Origin of the sequence: Pseudomonas morbosilactucae (genome assembly GCF_023241715.1) — a bacterium.
Lineage (GTDB): Bacteria > Pseudomonadota > Gammaproteobacteria > Pseudomonadales > Pseudomonadaceae > Aquipseudomonas > Aquipseudomonas morbosilactucae.
Window position 1 is genome coordinate 1 of record NZ_JALQCW010000007.1, and the last position, 16,934, is coordinate 16,934.

Consider the following 16,934-nt stretch of genomic DNA (forward strand, 5'->3'; position numbering starts at 1 on the left):
CACGGGCCCGATGCCTTGGGCGACCCATCCTTGAGATCGCCATCGCTGGCAAGCCAGCATCCTCACAAAAAGCGAGGCGCACAGTCCTCGTAGGAGCCGGCTTGCCGGCGATCAGGTCACCCAGCCTTGCACCGCCCTGGAGGGCGCCATCGCTGGCAAGCCAGCGCCTACAGCGGGGGGTGGGCGTAGGTTTGGGGCGGGCATAAAAAAGGGCCGCACCCTGCCAAGGAGACGGCCCGAAAAGTCGTGGCATGTTGCTCGGTGTCAGCGCGCGGTAATCACCGACAGTTTGGTGATGCCCGCCCGCTCGATGGACGCCATGGCTCGCGCCACTTCGCCATAGTTCACCCCGTCGTCGGCCTGCAATTGCACGCGCACGTCCGGGTCTTTGGCCTTGGCCGCCTGGAGGTTGAACTCCAGCAGGTCGGCCTGGATTTCATCCTTGTTGATAAATACCTTGCCAGCGCCGTCGATGCTCACCACCAGCGGGTCTTTCTGCTCCACCGGGGCCACGGCCTCGGTCTTGGGCAGGTTAATGGGGATGGCGTTGGTCAACAGCGGCGCGGTGACGATAAACACCACCAGCAGCACCAGCATCACGTCCACCAGCGGCGTGACGTTGATCTCGCTCAGCACCTCATCGCTGTCTTGGGTGGAGAAGGCCATATCAGGACGCCTCCTTCACTTTCTGCGCGCTGCCCTGGGCGGCCGCCTTGTGCGCCGCCGGGTGGATCAGCACGCGGAACGAACTCTTCTGCGCCAGGCTGTAGAAGTCATGGGCAAAATCATCGAGGTCGGCGGCGGTCAGCTTCAAGCGGCGCAGGAAATAGTTGTAAACCAGCACCGCCGGCACTGCGACCGCGATCCCCACCCCGGTGGCAACCAAGGCTGCACCGATCGGCCCAGCCACGGTTTCCAGGCTCGCCGAGCCCGCCGCGCTGATGCCTTTCAGGGCTTCCATGATCCCCCACACGGTGCCGAACAGGCCGATAAAGGGCGAGGTGCTGCCGATACTGGCGACCACCGCGAGGCCGGTTTCCAGGGAACGTCGCTCACGCACAATCTGCTGGCGCAGGGCGCGCTCAAGGCGGTCCTGATGGTTAATGGCTTGGCTCAGGTCGGCGGCATGGGGCGCATCACCAACCTGGATCGCGGCGTAACCGGCCTGGGCCACACGGGCGGCAGCGCCGGGGTGGGTTTCGCTCAACTCGGCCGCCGAATCCAGGCTGGAGGCCGCCCAGAACTGTTTATGAAACTTGCGATCTTGAGCCTTGAGACGGGCGAACTGTACGCCCTTGAGCAAAGCCAGGCCCCAGGTGGCGACGGAAAAGACCACCAGCAGCCAGATCACCGCGCTTTCGATGGATTCCAGTGGAGATGCCAGTAACGTCATGATGTGTTCCCTCTGTGTAAGCGTTTAGCGCGAATTAGGAGCCGGTTGGCCGGCAATAGCGGTGTGCAGGGCACAGCGCATCAATGAATCTTGAAATCGATGGGTACGCTGACCCAGCCGTCCTGGGCCACATCGCCCTGTTTGGCCGGCACGAAGCTCCAACGCTTCACCGCCGCCAGCGCGGCATCGTCGAGCTGCTGGCGACCGCTGCTTTTCTGAACCTGGATCTCACCCGGCTTGCCGCTGGCCAGTACATGCACCCGCAACAGCACCGTGCCTTCCCAACCGCGACGCTGGGCCAGGGATGGGTACTCCGGCGCCGGGTTCTTCAGGTACGCGGCGTTGGCCGAAGCCGGGGTCACCGGGGCCGGAGCCGGCGGTGCGGGTGGCGCAGGAGCGGCTACCGGCGGCGCGGGCTGAGGCGGCGCGGCTTGCTGCACCGGCTTGGGCGCAGGTTTTGGCTCAGGCTTGGGCACGGGCTTGGGTTTTGGCTTGGGCACCGGTTTGGGCGGTGGCGGCTTGACCGCCAACTCGTCTTCCACGGGCGGCGGAGGCTCGACCACCGGCTGCACGGGTTGCGGTGGCGGCGGCTCCACCACCGGCGGTGCCGGCTGGGAAAATTCGATGGTCATCGGCGGAATTTCCGGCGGCACGATTGGCAACACCGGCGTCGGCTTCTGGCTGACCCAGAAAATCACCGCGCCGTGCAGCAACAGTGCAACCACGCCCAGCAAGATCGCCTCACGACGGCGCAACACCCCCTTGGGGGTTCTCTGCAGTCGCAACTGGCCCAGCGGCGAGCGGTGGGGCCGGCCGAGGTCGACCAACTCGCCGCTCGGTGCCTGGCGCCATAGCACCTCTTGGGCACTGGCGGCGGTCTGGACTTTGCCCATTGATTAACTCCCTACGGTCTTTTGCGAATAACCCGACAGCGGCGCCTGACACCCCCCGCGTAACGCTGTCGCGGAGTGAATGATCGACGCCACAGGCTTATCCCTTAAAGTAATCTTTAAGGCTGCATATAGATCGAAATGGAATATTTGAACTCAACGAATCGGGCAAAGCCCCGTGGATCAAGGGCTCCAGAGCAGGCACAAAAAACCGATGCTTTGCGCGCATTAAAAGTATTCCCGCAAGGCATCAGAAAACCGCCTGCGGGCGCCGGCCCAGAGCCCTGCCCCAGGCCGTTGCGCCTCTTACCTCGATGCGCCCGTGGCTCCCAGCACCCGCAACTGCTCTTGCAATGCCTTGCCGGCCTGGCTCAAGCCCGCGGCGGCATACAGCGCCAGGCGCACGCCCTGGATGTCCGGCAAGCCGCTGTCGGCGCCCAGTACCCGATGTTCCGCCGTGACCACCCGCACCGGCAGCAGGCTGATGCCCAGTCCCGCCGCTACCGCCGAGCAGACGCTGGCCAGGCTGGCGCTGGAATAGCCGATGCGCCAACGCCAGCCGCCGGCCTCCAGGTGCTGCAGCATCTCCTGGCGGTACAAGCCGCCGACGGGAAACGCCACCAAGGGCAAGGGGTCACGAGCAAACGCAGGATTGCCACGGCTGTCGACCCAGCACAACGGCTCGGGCCAGGACACCAGGCAGTCGTCGCTGTGGCCCATCTGCTTGACCAGCAACAGGTCGAAATCGCCTCGGCGATACCCGCGCAGCAACTCCGGGCCCAGGCCACTGGTGACCTCCAGGCGCACCCCGGGGTGGTCCTGGCCAAAGCGCGACAGCAGGGGCATCAGGCGCTCGGCGGCAAAATCCTCCGGCACCCCCAGGCGCAGCACGCCATCGCTTTGCTGGTTACTCAGCACATCACTGGCTTCGGCGTGCAGCGCCAGGATGCGTCGGGCATAAGCCAGCAGGCGCTCGCCTTCGGTCGTGGCCACCACCCGCCGCTGATCACGGTCCAGCAACGGGCAGCCCAGGTTCTGCTCCAGCCGGCGTACTTGCTGACTGACAGTGGACTGGGTGAGGTTCAGGCGCTCGGCGGCGCGGGTGAAGTTCTGGCAATCGGCGACCGCCACAAAGGTGCGTAACAACACGGGATCCAGCATGGGTTTCACCATTACAGATGCCACTGCTTGGCATGCTTATATTTAATTTTAGAATACTTTAGCGCTTCACCATACTCGGCCCCTATTCCCAGGCACAGCCTGCCGGCGGCCGGGCTGCCAGGGCTTTGCAACAGACGCCGCCAGACGGCGATCGCGCGACGCTGGCGCCCACTGAAACGGAGAACACATGACCCTGCATGACGATCAACACTACCTGCAGCGAGCCGTGGACCTGGCCAGGGACAATGTCGCCCGGGGCGGCCGGCCATTTGGCGCGGTGCTGGTTCGCCAAGGCCAGGTGCTGGCCGAGACGGTGAATGAAATCCACCTGACCCAGGACCCCACCGCCCACGCCGAGATGCTGGCGATCCGCAGTGCCAGTCGCCAGTTGGGCCCACGCCTGGAGGGCTGCGTGATCTACGCCAGCGGCCAGCCCTGCCCCATGTGTTTGAGCGCCATGTACCTGAGCGGCGTATCGCGGGCCGTGTTCGCCGCCGACAATCGACTGGCTGAAGGGTTTGGCCTGTCCACCGCAGGGATCTACCAACAATTGAGTCTGGCGCCGGAGGCCCGGCAATTGCCCGTGGAGCATCTGCCGCACGCGGCGATGGCAACCCTCTACCAGGCCTGGCAGGTGCAGCATGAGCCAGGCTAAACCTTCCCTGACCGGGCTTGGCGGCTGGGCCCTGCTGCTGGCCCTGGGCTTGAACCTGCGACCGATCCTCAGCTCCATCAGCCCGCTGCTCAATGACATTCGCGGCGCCACCGGCATGAGCTTCCAGAGCAGCGCCTGGCTCACCAGCCTGCCGGTGATCTGCATGGGCCTGGTGGCGTTGCTGGGCGTGCGCCTGGAAGCGCGCCTGGGGGAACGTCGCGGCGTGGCCCTGGGCCTGCTGCTGATTCTCCTGGCATGCCTGGCCCGGCTGTTGGTGGGCCAGGCCGCCGCCCTGTTGCTGGCCACGGCCCTGCTGGGCGGTGCCGGGGTGGCGTTGATCCAGGCCTTGGTGCCGGCGCTGATCAAGCGTCAGTTCCAGCAGCGGGTGGCGCTGGCCATGGGGGTCTACTCGGCCGCCTTGATGGGCGGCGGTGGCCTGGCGGCGCTGATCAGCCCAGTGGTCGCCCAGCACTTCGACCACTGGCAAGCGGGCCTGGGTATCTGGCTGCTGCCGGCCCTGGCGGCGTTGCTGCTCTGGTGGGGCATGCCCCTGGCTGCTGGCCCCAGGCACACCGGCAGCGCCCCGGCGGCCCGGCTCTGGGGCAATCGTCGAGCCTGGTTGCTGGCGCTGTATTTCGGCCTGGTCAATTGCGGCTACATGAGCATGGTGGCCTGGCTGCCGGCCTACTACCTGCAACTGGGCTGGAGTGCGACCCAGAGCGGTTCGCTGCTGGCCTTCATGACCATCTTCCAGGTCATTGCTGCCTTGCTGATGCCGGCCCTGGCCCAACGCAGCATTGATCGCCGCCCGTTGCTGAGCATCAGCCTGGGCGCCCAGGCCCTGGGGTTCAGCGGCCTGGTGCTGTGGCCGCTGCAAGCGCCGCATCTGTGGGTGGCGCTGATCGGCTTCGGCCTGGGCGCCTGCTTTGCCCTGAGCCTGATCCTGACCCTCGACCATCGCCGCGATCCACGCCAAGCCGGGCAACTGGCGGCCTTTGTCCAGGGCGTGGGTTTTTTGATCAATGCCGTGTCGCCGTGGATGAGCGGCTGGCTGCGCGAACTCACCGGCAGCTTCGTCAGCGCTTGGTGGGTGTTGACGGTCATCGTGTTGAGCATGCTGGTGCTGACGCGGGTGTTCAGCCCGGCCAGCTATCGCCACGCCCCCGAGGCGGCCACGCCCGGGCCGGCGCTGGAAGCCGGCCGCTAAGCCCGCGAGGTCGCTGATGCACGTCACCGGGCTTACACAGCGACCGTCATCACGCCTACAATTCGCGCCCAACGAACGCCCGGTCCAGCAGGATCGGGCGCGTGGCAGACGAATTCAAAGGCGGGGTGCCGGCAATGACCATGGACTGGAAAACCTGGGGGATCGAAGCGGGCTCATCGGTGGATGAGGCGGTCATTGCCCTGGTGCAGCAACACCTCGGCGTGAACCTGCCGCCGCTGTACCTGGACCTGGTCAGCTACGCCGACGAGGCGTCGCCGGAGTGGTCGACCTTCGACTACGGCGGCCAGCAAACCTGCATCAGCGAGTTCTTCAAATTCACCGCGCAGGCCGAGCCCTATTCGTTGCTGTGGTACGCCACCGGCCAGCGTGTAGCGGGGCTGGCGCCAGGCCTGATCCCCATCGCCCGAGACGCCGGCGATCAACTGGTGTGCCTGAACACCACTGGCGCCGCCATCACCGTGGCGCTGTTTGCTCCCGACAGCGGACACACCTACCCGGTGGCCGCCGACTTCCAGCAATTTGTCGAGCAATGGCGCCCATGAGAAAACGCCCCCCACTCCAGTACTCGCTGCAAGCCCTGCGCGTGCCCAGCGGCTGGACCATCACCCTCAACAACCTGTTTGACGTGGAGCTGACGCCCGACACCGCCCACTGGTTCAGCAGCTCGGTGTTGCTGGGAGGCTGCCGCCGCAGCACCGGTTACTGCTTCGATTCCCGGGTCGAACCCGAAGGCGACCCCGAGGGTGAATTCGTCGTCGAGTTCCTGACCCTCCGCTACGACAAGCATCAGCAACCGATCCAGCATTCGGAGGTGTTCCTGGAGGAATTCAGGACCCGCAGCAAAGCCGAGTACATCGCACGCATCGAGCGCTACATGCTTGAGCATTGAGCACCGAACGTTGATCACTGAGCGAACGCTGCGCTCCCCACAAGGCTTGCCCCGATGAAATGCATCGTCGTACCCACCACCGCCGAAGCCATGCAGCGCCTCGATCTGGACCAGTGCCTGCCCGGGGATCTGTTGGAGTGGAAACTGTCTGCCCAGGACTATGCCGCGCTCTGCGACAGTGGGGTGTTCAGCGCCCTGAACCAGGCCCTGGGGATTCTGATCGACGACTACGAAGACGCCGCGATTCAAGGGCAGGCGGCGCTGAGCCTGGCCCTGGCGACCGTCTCGCCAATCGTGGGCGAGGCCGCGCTGGGTCAGCAGTGGGTGCAGTTGAATCGAACAGCCCTGGCGTACAACACCGGGCTGTTCTTTTACTTCTAGGGCCCAGGCCCGACCAGGCCCGCAGGCCGCCCCGTAGCCCTCGGGATCAACGGCTGGCGTTGGTGGGTTGCAGGCTTTGCGACGGGGCGAGCACCGCGGTTTCGGAGCGCGGCGTGCCCTTGGGCACCCAGTCGTAACTCACCGGCAAGGCGCGGTACACCCAGTTGCTGATGGCGTCGCTGCCCGGGGCCTTGCCCAGGTAAGGGCTGACGTATTCCCAGACAATGTCACCCCCCTGGGTGACCTGGAAGAAGCGCCCGTTCATGCCTTCGTCAATCAAGGTGTTGCCGTTGGGCAAACGCCGCGCGCTGCTGATGAACGAACTGTAAAAGGCCCAGCCCGGCTGCTTGGAGTTGGCGGCGGTGTATTGCCAGACGATTTCATTCTTGATCGGGTCGATTTCCAGCACCCGCGAACCGGCGATCAGCCCCAAGGGCACCGAGGGGTAACCGGCCGAACCCTGGTTATCGAACACCAGCAAGTGGCCCGCGCCCGGCAAGCCGGCGGGGATGATATGGGCATCGTGCTGACCGACAAACTGGTCCACCGGGCGCGGCAGTTGCCCGGCGGTTTTCGGGTTGATCGGCGGCAGGTTCGGCCCCAGGCGCCAGACCACCTTGCCGCTGTGTTTGTCGAGGATGGCGACGAAGTTGGCGTTGCGTGAATCAATCAACAGGTTGTCCGGGGCGAAGCGTTGGTCACCGGCATCGAACCAGCGGTTGGGGCCCACCACGCTGAGGTTGTTGATGTGCAGGTAGTCCGGGTTGTCGCTGGCGTGCACCAGCTTCAACTGCGCTGCGGTGAAGCCGAATTCCTTGAGGTGCTCGGACGCCAGCCATTGCCATTTCACCGCGCCGTCGGGGCTGACCTCATAGATCACATCATCGATCACCTGAGGCACCTTGAAGCCCGCCACCTTGTGCACCTTGTTGGCCAGCACCAGGGTATTGCCGTTGCTCAGGCGACGCTGGTCATGATGCTGCTGGGCAGCACCGCCCGGCGCCTGGTCGCCCCACTGCCAGACCACCTGGCCGTCCCAGTCCAGCTCGCCGACGCTCTGATTGCCCAGGCCGTTGCCGGCCGAACCGAGCTTGCCGGGGTCTTTGTCCTTGAGCTGCAACAGCACTCGGCCGCGTTCACCGCCCACCAGTTGCGGGTCGATGATGGCCGAAGGAAAGCCCGACTGCGGCCAGGTCTTGACCGCGTTACCGTTCATGTCGATGAGGTGGGTCTGTTTGTCGGCGCCACTGAAAATCACGTACTGGTTATAGGCCTTGGCCGGGTCGTAACGGGTCACGCCGGTGGGGTAGACACTGGGCGCCGCCAGGGCATTGGCGGCCAGCACGGCGCCGCCCAACAGCAAAGGTAAAGCGGTTTTGATGCGCAACATGGGGTCACTCCTGTGCGGTTCGAACCGCGCCGCACAACGCGGCGCGGGCAGCATGCAGCGGTCTTAGAAGTCGTAGCGGCCGGTCACGCCCAAGGTCCGTGGAGTGCCCAGCAAGCCCTCGTAGGCGCCGTTGGAGCCGGTCCAGAGGGTGGTGTAGTAGGTCTTGTCGAAGGCGTTTTTCAGCCACAGCGAGACGTCCCACTGACCTTGCTCGTAGTCGCCACGCAAGCCGGTGGACAGGTTGACCACGGCGTAGCTGGGGATCTGCCCGTAGTCGGAATCCTCGACGGTGCCCACCGCCTTGGAACGGAAGGCGTAGCTGGCGGTGACGTATTCTTCGAGGCCGTTATCCAGGTTCCATTTGTATTCGCCGTTGGCGTTGGCGATCCATTTCGAGGCCCCCACCACTTGGTGGCCGCTGAGATCGCAAGACGCCGGCGCCCCAGGCCGCAGGCTGACTTCCGGCGGGCACGGCGCGTCCTTGTACGACAGGTAGCGCACGTCGTTGTACGAACCGTTGAGGTTGAGGGTCAGCCCACGCAGCGGCACCAGGGTGCTTTCCACTTCCACCCCGCGCGAGCGCACCGAACCGGCGTTGGTCAGGTACTGCACGCGGTTGGCGTCGTCATAGGCGTTGGTCTGGTAGCCGTTGACCTGGGTCCAGAACAGGTTGGCGTTGAGCTGCAGGCGCCGGTCCCACAGGGTGCTCTTGAAGCCCAGCTCAGCATTGTTGGCCCGCTCCGTGCCGACCAGCAGCGAGTCGGCGCCTGCCGTGGGCGCCGTGCCCACCGCGAGGTTGACCCCGCCGGACTTCTCGCCGTGGGACAAGGTGGCGTAGCCCAGCAGGTCATCGGTAAAGCGATAGCTGAGGTTCAACAACCCCGAAGGGCTGGTGCTGTATTGGTTCAGGTCACCGGAGTCGTAGGCGCCGGCGCGACCCTGGCGCACGGCAGTGGCAGCACCGGCCACCGCAGCGCCACCCACCGGCGCGTTACGGCTGACCCAGGCGCTCTTCTCTTCATAGGTCCCGCGCAACCCGGCGGTGAAGTCCAGGCGCTCGGTGAGGTGCCAGGTGCCCTGGGCAAACAGGGCGAAGCTGTCGGTGCTGATGTGCCCGTTGCCGACACTGCTGACGTTGGCCAGGGCGCCGGCAGGAGTGCCGTTCCATACATCCGCCTGGGGTCCGTAGTAACTGAAGGCCTTGTTGTCCAGGTCGGAACCGAAGTAGTAGGCGCCCAGCACGTAGTCGAAGAAGCCGCCGCTGGGCGAGGCCAGGCGGAACTCCTGGGACCACTGTTTATCCTCCACCGACACGCCACCGTTACGCAGGGCGGGCACATTCAGGCCATCGTCGTTGCGCGGGGTGAAGTTCCACCAGCGGTAGGAGCTGACCGAGGTCAGGGTGAAGTCGCTGGGCAGGGTCCAGTTGGCCTCCAGCGAAGTGCCGCCCTGGAACACCGTCACCTGCTGGTCGCTGTCCAGGTTGACCTTGCGCTTGGAGCCGTCGACCAGGGTTGCGCCGGCCGCTGCCGCCCGGGTTTCGTAACGGTTGACGCCGTTGATGGTCGGCCCGGTGCTGTACAGCACCCGGGTGCCGGCGCTGGAATCCTCTTCGTTGTAGTCGCCGATCCAGCGCAGGTTGAAGTCCTCGTTGGGCTTATACAGCAACTGCCCGCGAAAGCCCTGGCGCGACCCGCCGTTAAGGTCGTGACCGTTGTATTCGTTCTTGATGTCGCCGTCGCTGCGGGTGCGGTACGCCGAGAAACGCCCCGCCAGTTCATCGTTCAACGGCCCGGAAATGGTGCCCTTGGTCTGGAAATAGCCGTCCTCGCCCACCGAGGTTTCGATGCTGCGTTCCGGGGTGAAGCTCGGCGCCCGGGTGTTGATGTTGATCACCCCAGCGGTGGTGTTCTTGCCGAACAGGGTGCCCTGGGGCCCGCGCAGCACCTCCAGTTGCTCGATGTCCATCAGGTCGAACACCGCCATGCCCGGGCGCCCCAGGTAGACGTTGTCGATGTACAGCCCGACGCTGCCTTCCAGGCCGTCGCTGGCCGGGTTGTTGCCCAGGCCGCGGATCGACACGCTGGACTGGCGCGCATGCATGTAGGCGACGTTGACGCTGGGCACCAGCTGTTGCAGGTCCTGGATGCGATAGACCCGCTGGCTTTCCAGAGCCTGGCCACCGATCACGCTCATGGGGGTCGGTACGTTCTGGGCGCTTTCTTCGCGACGGCGAGCGGTGACGGTCACGGTTTCCAACTGGCCGCCCGACGCTTTGCTCTTGGCCGGCGCGGCCTGGGCCGGGCTCTCGGCCGGGGCTTCGACCTCGGCGGCATATGCCTGGGACCAACCGGCACTGCCGGCCAGCAACAGGGCCAGCGGCAGGCGCTTGAGCCGCCGAGGGGAAAGAGGTGAGGCAAGGTGCAACGGGCTCATGGGGCGGCTCCTGGTCAGAAAATATACAGAACCGTATATTCCTTAAAGTTATTTATTTATGTTTTTACAAAGATTTACTGCATAAGAGATTGCCTTTATAAGGAGTCCACCTAATGCATAGCCAATGCATTTCCCCGATATTTTTAATGTGAAAAATGCATATCGACTTGCGCCAGCTCCGACACTTCATCGCCCTCGCTGAACAGCGCAGCTTTGTCTCGGCGGCCATGGCGGTGAACCTCTCGCAATCGGCCTTCAGCCGCAGCATCCAGGCCCTGGAACACAGCGTCGGCTGCCAACTGGTGGATCGCGGGCGCAAGGACCTGGCGCCGACCAAGCAGGGGCAGGTGCTGCTGGAGCACGCACGGCGGCTGGTCAGCGGCGCGCAGCAGATGGCCAACGAGATCAGCCAGTTCAATGGCCTGGAGGCCGGTGAGTTGCGCTTCGGCTGCGGCCCGGCACCGGCTTCGGGGCTGATCCCGCGGGCCATCGGCCACTTTATCGGGCGCTACCCCAAGGCCCGGGTGCAGTTCCAGGTGGATGACTGGCAGAGCCTGAGCAAACGCCTGCTGAGCGAGGAGTTCGAATTCTTTGTCGCCGATACCCGGCATTTCGAGGCCAACCCGGATTACCTGACCCAGCGCCTGCGCCCGCGCAAATGGCATTTCTGCTGCCGCGCCGGCCACCCTCTGGCCGGCCGCGACAGCGTCAGTGCGGCGGAGCTGATGAGCTACCCGCTGGCAGTGACCATCCGCCCGCCGAACCTGCGCAAGGTCATCGTCGACCTCAGCGGCCGCCCGGACTTCACGCCCAATGTGGAGTGTGAAAACAGCTACAGCCTGCTGGGCGTGGTGCTGCGTTCGGACGCCATCGGCATCGTCGGCTCCTACAGCGATGCGCTGCACCACGCCAAGGGCGAGTTGGTGTGCTTGAAGATCGACGAACTGGCCGATGACCTGGAAGAGCTCTACACCCGCTACGGCATCGTCAGCCGCGCCGGCTACCGGTTATCGCCACTGGCCGAAGCGATGATCGAAGAAATCAAACGCACCGACGAACTCGACGAAGACATCTGCACCCTCGACAACCTCGCCGTCTGACCCCAGCGCCAGGTAGGAGCCGGCTTGCCGGCGATGAGGCCCTCGGGTTTTGCATCGGCCTCAAGGCCGCTATCGCTGGCGAGCCAGCTCCTACAAGGGTGGGGCTTGTGAGGATGGCGTACGTGCACACGACCCACCGTAGGAGCCGGCTTGCCGGCGATGAGGCCCTCGGGTTTTGCATCGACCTCAAGGCCGTTATCGCTGGCAAGCCAGCTCCTACATAAGGTGGGGTTGGGTTGGGGTGTTGCGTAAAACGCATCGAAAGTATTCGGCAAATGCGCTTGCTGAAAGGCACCGCCGGAGGCGAAAAACGTCGCCTGTCTTTTGTTCGGTGAACACCATGTCCAATGCCCCAAAACCCCTGCGCAATGTGCTGTACATCATGTGCGACCAACTGCGGCGGGATTACCTGTCGTGCTACGGCCATCCGCACTTGCACACGCCGAACATCGATCGCCTGGCCGCCGCCGGGGTGCGCTTCAGCCGCGCCTACACCCAGGGCACCATTTGCGGCCCGTCGCGGATGTCGGCCTACACCGGGCGTTATGTCAGCAGCCACCAGGTGGCCTGGAACGCCGTGCCCCTGCCCCTGGAAGAACTGACCCTGGGCGATTACCTGCGGCCCCACGGCATCCGCACCGCGCTGGTGGGCAAGACCCACGCCACGGCGAACATCGATGCCTTGCAACGCCTGGCGATCAACCCCGACAGCGAGCAGGCCGAAGCCTTGAACGAGGTGGGCTTCGAAGCCTATTTCCGCCATGACGGCATCTACCCCGACGACCCGGTGTTCGACGATAAACGCGAGTCCGCGCCCTACACCCATTACCTGCGCGACCTCGGCTACGACGGCCGCAACCCTTGGCACGACTGGGCCAACGCGGCGGCCGGCGAGCAAGGCGAGATCCTCAGCGGCTGGAAGATGCGCAACGCCCATTTGCCAGCCCGCGTGGCCGAGGCGCATTCGGAAACGGTCTACACCACCGAGCGCGCCATGGACTTCATCAACGAACAGGGCGAGCAGCCCTGGTGCCTGCACCTGTCCTACATCAAGCCCCATTGGCCCTATCTCGCCCCGGCGCCCTATCACGCGCTGTACGGTGCCGAGCAGGTGCTGCCGGCGGTGCGCGCCGAAGCCGGCGAGGCCAGTGACCACCCGGTGTACAACGCCTTTCGCCAGCACGAAGAGAGCCTGAATTTCTCCCGGGACGAGGTGCGCCTGAACGTGGTGCCGACCTACATGGGCCTGATCAAGCAGGTGGACGATCAACTGGGCCGCCTGTTCGATTTCCTCCAGAACAACGGCCGCTGGGATGACACCCTGATCGTCTTCACCAGCGACCATGGGGATTTCCTCGGCGACCACTACCTGGGGGAAAAAGAGTTTTTGCTGGAGCCGGCAGTGGGCGTGCCCCTGATTGTGCGCGACCCGCGGACAGCCGCGGACGGCAGCCGGGGCAGCGTGGATGAGCGCCTGGTGGAAACCATCGATGCGCTGCCCACCTTCCTCGAGGCCCTGGGCCTGCCAGGGGCGGAACACCGGCTGGAAGGCCGCTCACTGATTCCGCTGTTGCACGGCACCGCCGAACACTGGCGCCGCTACGCCATCAGCGAATACGACTACGCCTTCCAGGCGCCGGCACGGGAGCGCCTGGGGCAAGCCATCGACCGCTGCCGCATGACCATGGTGCGCAGCGAACGCTGGAAGTACCTGGCCTACGACGGCTTCCGCCCGCAGCTGTTCGACCTGCTCAATGACCCGCAGGAACTGCATGACCTGGGGGCCGACCCGGCGTATGCGGCGGTACGCGAAGAACACCTGGGCTACCTGTTCGAATGGCTGCGCGGCCTGAAACGCCGCACCACCATCAGCCACCAGGAAATCGACCTGCGAGGCCAGCGCTTCCGCTACGGCGAACCGGAGAGCGAAAAGCTGGTGCAGATCGGCGTCTGGTAAACCATCCCCCTTAACGCAAAAACGGGACGCCGCGCGTCCCAGGTGGGGTTACCACGCACAGCGTGGTAACCAGGGTGGTGAGGTGCTCTGCGCTCCGCGCCCTTTGCCAGCGACGCGGAGCCGAGGGTCAGAGGCCGCGGGTGGTTTGGCTGCGCTGACCGTGGACGCCCACCGGAACGTCGCCCTTGAGGGTCACGCGGCGTACTACGCGGTCCTGGGTGCCGTAGTCGTCCACGGCGTAGTGCTGGGTCGAGCGGTTGTCCCAGATCGCCACGTCACCGGCGTTCCAGCGCCAGCGCACGGTGTTTTCCAAACGGGTTACATGGCTCTGCAACAGGTTGAACAGGTGCGCCGAATCGGCCTGGGAATAGCCCTTGATGCGTTTGACGAAATGCCCCAGCACCAGGCTCTTTTCGCCGCTTTCAGGGTGTACGCGGACGATCGGGTGCTCGGTCTCGAACACGGTGGAGGTGAAGACTTTGCGGTAGCGCTCCAGCTTTTCCGCCGAGACGTCCGGCTTGGCCGAGGCGTAGTCGTATTCGTTGCTGTGCACCGCCCAGAGTTTGTCCGCCAGGTCCCGCAGTTCTGCCGACAGCTCGTTGTAGGCCGTGGCGGTGTTGGCCCAGACCGTGTCGCCACCGGAAGCCGGGGCCACCACCGAGCGCAGGATCGAGGCCTTGGGGTAGGCGTCGACGAAGGTCACGTCGGTGTGCCAGGAGTTGGCCCGCTGGCCTTCGGCACCGTCCAGTTCCAGCAGGTAGCGGGTGCCGTCACGCACCGGTACGGTCGGGTGCGCCACCGGCTCGCCCAGCAGGTGGGAAAAGGCTTCCTGGCTCTGGTCGTCGAGGTGGTTCTGGCCACGGAAGAACACCACCTTGTACTGCAGCAGCGCCTGCTGGATGGCTTCAACGGTGGCGGCGTCGAGGGCGCCGGAGAGTTGCACGCCACGGATCTCGGCACCGATACGGCCGGCAACCGGGTGGATATCAAGGACGTGGACAGCGGGTTTAACGGCTAATGCGGCATGGCTCATCGGGAAGACCCTCATCGGACGACTGGCGGTTTAGGCGGCAGCGAAACAACGCTCTATCTATATTCAATTTAGATCTAATAGATATTTGCATGCTTCGTTGACGGAATAAGAGCTTGCATTTAAAACCTCACTCCTCACTGTCGCAAATGCCTTCGGGCTATTTTTTGGATGCCGGGAAAGCATATGGATCTTCGCCAATTGCGCTACTTCATCGCCCTCAACGAACACCGCAGTTTTGTGCGTGCGGCGGACGCCATGGGCATCACTCAGCCGGCGTTCAGCCGCAGCATTCAGGGGCTGGAACAGGAGTTCGGCTGCGTGCTGGTGGACCGTGGCAACAAGGACCTGCGCCCCACGCCTGAAGGCCAGGTGGTGCTGCAACACGCCCTGACCCTGGTCCAGGGCGCCGCCTTGCTGAGCAGCGAAGTGAGCCAGATGACCAAGCTCGACGCCGGCGAATTGCGCTTCGGTTGCGGCCCGGCGCCGGCGGTGAAACTGGTGCCCGACGCGGTGGCGCAGTTCACCAATGCCCACCCCAAGGTGCGCACCTGCTTCCAGGTGGATAACTGGGAAAAACTCAGCCGCAGCCTGAGCCGCGAAGAGATCGAATTCTTCATCGCCGACATCCGCCATTTCGAAGCCGACCCGAACTTCCAGACCCAGGCCCTGACGCCCAAGCGTGGGGTGTTTTTCTGCCGCCCGGGGCACCCGCTGCTGGCCAAGGAAAGCCTGTCCACCAACGACATGTTCGACTACCCGCTGGCCACCACCCTGATCCCCCCAGGGATTCGCAAGCTGCTGGCCAACCTCAGCGGGCGCATGGATTTTTCCCCGACCATCGAGACCGAACACTTCCCGGCGCTGGTGAAAATCGTGCGCCAGTCCAACGCCATCGGAGTCGGCACCGCAGAGTCGTTCAGCGAGGACATCGAGCAGGGTTCGCTGGCGCTGCTGCACTGGCGCAACCTGCCGCAGAACATCGAGGTGTTGAACGCCCGTTGCGGCATTGTCAGCCGCACCGGGTTTCGCTTGTCGCCGGCAGCGCGGGCAATGATTGAAGTGCTGGTGGCTGTGGATAAACCGGAACAAAGCATCGCCGTGTGAAACAGCATCGCCGGCACAACCGCCCCCCGCAGGAGCCGGCTTGCCGGCGCTCGAATCAACCTCGATAACGTCGTTTTACAGGGCCGCCGCAGCCAATGGCGGCTGTACCCAATCGCTGACCTTGAACGGCTTGCGAATCAGCCGCTGCTGGGAAGCCAGGTCGACTTTTTCCTGCAGGGTGCCGAGGAAGGCGGGGTCCAGGGTCGAAGGGAAGACTTCCGCCAGGTTCTGGTCCTGCAGGTCCTGCTGCAAAATTTGCGGCGGGTAACTGGCCAGGCCCGAGACCAACTGGATGTAAGCCTCTTTGTTGCTCTCCTGGGTCAGCCATTGCACGGCCTGTTGCTGAGCCTTGAGCAGTTTGTCCACCACCTCGGGGTGGGCGTCGACGAACTTGCCAGAACCCACCAACACGCTCTGGATACTGCCGGCGCCCCCCAGGTCCTTGGTGTTCAACGGCAGCTCGGCCAGGCCCTTGATTCGCAACGAGGCCAGGCCGCTGCTACCCCAGGAGGCATCGATCTGCTTGGCCGCCAGGGCCGCTACCGCTGCCGAGAAGTCGAGGTTGACGATTTTCAGGTCCTTCTCGCTGAGGCCCTGGCTGGCCAGGGCGGCATCCAGCGACAACTGGGTGGCGGTGCCACGGAACACGGCCACGCGCTTGCCCTTGAGGTCTTGCAGGGTCTTGATGCCGGAGCCCGGCACCACACCCAGGTATTGCTTCACGCCCCGGGCCGTGGCGCTGAGCAGTCGGGTGTCGAGGCCGTTGGAACGGCCGATGATGGCCGCCAGGTCACCGAGGTAGGCGAAGTCCACCTGGTCGTTGGCAAAGGCTTCATTGATGACCGGGCCTGCGCCCTTGAAAAAACTCCACTGGACCTTGATGCCCTGGTCGGCAAAGGCCTTCTCGAAAATCTGCTGCTGGCGCAACACATCCACCACCCCGCCGCCACTGTGCTGGGTGCCGGCACTGAGGTCGGGCACGGCGATGCGGATCTCCTTGACCTCGGCGGCCTGGGACAGCAGCGGCAGGCAGCCCAGCAGCCCCGCCAGGGCCGGAGCGGCAAAGAGGCTGATGACACGTTTAAAAGGAAGGTTCATGGGTACGGCTCCTGCTGCATCGGGCGTTGAGGTGCAGAAGGTAGGCGCTGAAGGGATCAACACTTAAATACTATAAATTCACATTTTAATAACCCAATCGAATAAACCAGCGAACACGCGGCTCTGCGCGGGTTATGCATAAACAGCATCGAAAATATTCTTCAAATGCATTGGATGCGCGCCAGCGAGAAGCCTTAAATGGCCCTTCTTATCTCCCAA

16 protein-coding genes are annotated in these 16,934 nt (G+C 64.4%); 8 read left to right on the forward strand and 8 right to left on the reverse strand.

All coding sequences use genetic code 11. From position 1 onward, the window contains the following. Positions 1–264: 264 nt before the first annotated feature. The 4 genes from M1B34_RS04010 to M1B34_RS04025 form a co-directional block, all read right to left on the reverse strand. Positions 265–666: an ExbD/TolR family protein gene (locus tag M1B34_RS04010; protein WP_123328978.1), complete on the reverse strand. Its 402-nt coding sequence runs from the start codon at positions 664–666 to the stop codon at positions 265–267. A 1-nt stretch (position 667) separates the two neighbouring features. Next, positions 668–1,393: a MotA/TolQ/ExbB proton channel family protein gene (locus M1B34_RS04015; RefSeq protein WP_268264488.1), complete on the reverse strand. Its 726-nt coding sequence runs from the start codon at positions 1,391–1,393 to the stop codon at positions 668–670. A gap of 80 nt (positions 1,394–1,473) precedes the next feature. Beyond that, positions 1,474–2,286: an energy transducer TonB gene (locus M1B34_RS04020; RefSeq protein WP_123328974.1), complete on the reverse strand. Its 813-nt coding sequence runs from the start codon at positions 2,284–2,286 to the stop codon at positions 1,474–1,476. A gap of 303 nt (positions 2,287–2,589) precedes the next feature. Further along, entirely contained in the window at positions 2,590–3,444 is an 855-nt protein-coding gene (locus M1B34_RS04025) for a LysR family transcriptional regulator (RefSeq protein ID WP_268264489.1), read from the reverse strand. A gap of 193 nt (positions 3,445–3,637) precedes the next feature. Between M1B34_RS04025 and M1B34_RS04030 the strand changes: the two genes are divergently transcribed. The 5 genes from M1B34_RS04030 to M1B34_RS04050 all read left to right on the forward strand — a co-directional run bounded on the left by M1B34_RS04030 (position 3,638) and on the right by M1B34_RS04050 (position 6,597). Continuing rightward, positions 3,638–4,099: a nucleoside deaminase gene (locus M1B34_RS04030; RefSeq protein WP_123329891.1), complete on the forward strand. Its 462-nt coding sequence runs from the start codon at positions 3,638–3,640 to the stop codon at positions 4,097–4,099. After that, complete coding sequence (locus M1B34_RS04035) at positions 4,086–5,306, forward strand: CynX/NimT family MFS transporter (RefSeq protein ID WP_123328970.1); 1,221 nt, start codon at positions 4,086–4,088, stop codon at positions 5,304–5,306. The genes M1B34_RS04030 and M1B34_RS04035 overlap by 14 nt, the downstream gene beginning before the upstream one ends. 101 nt (positions 5,307–5,407) lie before the next feature. Next, a complete protein-coding gene (locus tag M1B34_RS04040; RefSeq protein ID WP_268264490.1) occupies positions 5,408–5,869 on the forward strand; it encodes an SMI1/KNR4 family protein in 462 nt (153 codons plus the stop codon). Then, positions 5,866–6,216 (forward strand): hypothetical protein, encoded by a 351-nt coding sequence (locus M1B34_RS04045; protein ID WP_123328968.1) that lies wholly within the window; start codon positions 5,866–5,868, stop codon positions 6,214–6,216. Before M1B34_RS04040 ends, M1B34_RS04045 begins: the two co-directional genes overlap by 4 nt. A 54-nt stretch (positions 6,217–6,270) precedes the next feature. Then, the gene (locus tag M1B34_RS04050; RefSeq protein ID WP_123328966.1) at positions 6,271–6,597 is read left to right on the forward strand and encodes a hypothetical protein; all 327 of its coding nucleotides are present in this window, start codon (positions 6,271–6,273) and stop codon (positions 6,595–6,597) included. A gap of 46 nt (positions 6,598–6,643) precedes the next feature. Here the strand turns inward: M1B34_RS04050 and M1B34_RS04055 are convergent, their stop codons facing one another. Then, the gene (locus M1B34_RS04055) at positions 6,644–7,987 is read right to left on the reverse strand and encodes an aryl-sulfate sulfotransferase (RefSeq protein WP_123328964.1); all 1,344 of its coding nucleotides are present in this window, start codon (positions 7,985–7,987) and stop codon (positions 6,644–6,646) included. Between the two features lie 63 nt (positions 7,988–8,050). Further along, positions 8,051–10,423 (reverse strand): TonB-dependent receptor, encoded by a 2,373-nt coding sequence (locus tag M1B34_RS04060; protein ID WP_268264491.1) that lies wholly within the window; start codon positions 10,421–10,423, stop codon positions 8,051–8,053. A gap of 155 nt (positions 10,424–10,578) precedes the next feature. Between M1B34_RS04060 and M1B34_RS04065 the strand changes: the two genes are divergently transcribed. Together M1B34_RS04065 and M1B34_RS04070 are read left to right on the forward strand one after the other, a co-directional pair. Further along, positions 10,579–11,523 (forward strand): LysR family transcriptional regulator, encoded by a 945-nt coding sequence (locus tag M1B34_RS04065; protein ID WP_268264492.1) that lies wholly within the window; start codon positions 10,579–10,581, stop codon positions 11,521–11,523. A gap of 340 nt (positions 11,524–11,863) precedes the next feature. Then, positions 11,864–13,480 (forward strand): alkaline phosphatase family protein, encoded by a 1,617-nt coding sequence (locus M1B34_RS04070; protein WP_268264493.1) that lies wholly within the window; start codon positions 11,864–11,866, stop codon positions 13,478–13,480. A gap of 127 nt (positions 13,481–13,607) precedes the next feature. Here M1B34_RS04070 and M1B34_RS04075 read toward each other — a convergent pair whose 3' ends face one another. Continuing rightward, positions 13,608–14,513: a TauD/TfdA dioxygenase family protein gene (locus M1B34_RS04075; protein WP_268264494.1), complete on the reverse strand. Its 906-nt coding sequence runs from the start codon at positions 14,511–14,513 to the stop codon at positions 13,608–13,610. Between the two features lie 183 nt (positions 14,514–14,696). Here M1B34_RS04075 and M1B34_RS04080 point away from each other — a divergent pair, with 183 nt between their 5' ends. Next, on the forward strand, positions 14,697–15,617 hold the full coding sequence (locus M1B34_RS04080; protein ID WP_123328954.1) for a LysR family transcriptional regulator: 921 nt from the start codon (positions 14,697–14,699) through the stop codon (positions 15,615–15,617). Between the two features lie 75 nt (positions 15,618–15,692). Here M1B34_RS04080 and M1B34_RS04085 read toward each other — a convergent pair whose 3' ends face one another. Continuing rightward, positions 15,693–16,715: an ABC transporter substrate-binding protein gene (locus M1B34_RS04085; RefSeq protein ID WP_268264495.1), complete on the reverse strand. Its 1,023-nt coding sequence runs from the start codon at positions 16,713–16,715 to the stop codon at positions 15,693–15,695. Positions 16,716–16,934: the final 219 nt, after the last annotated feature.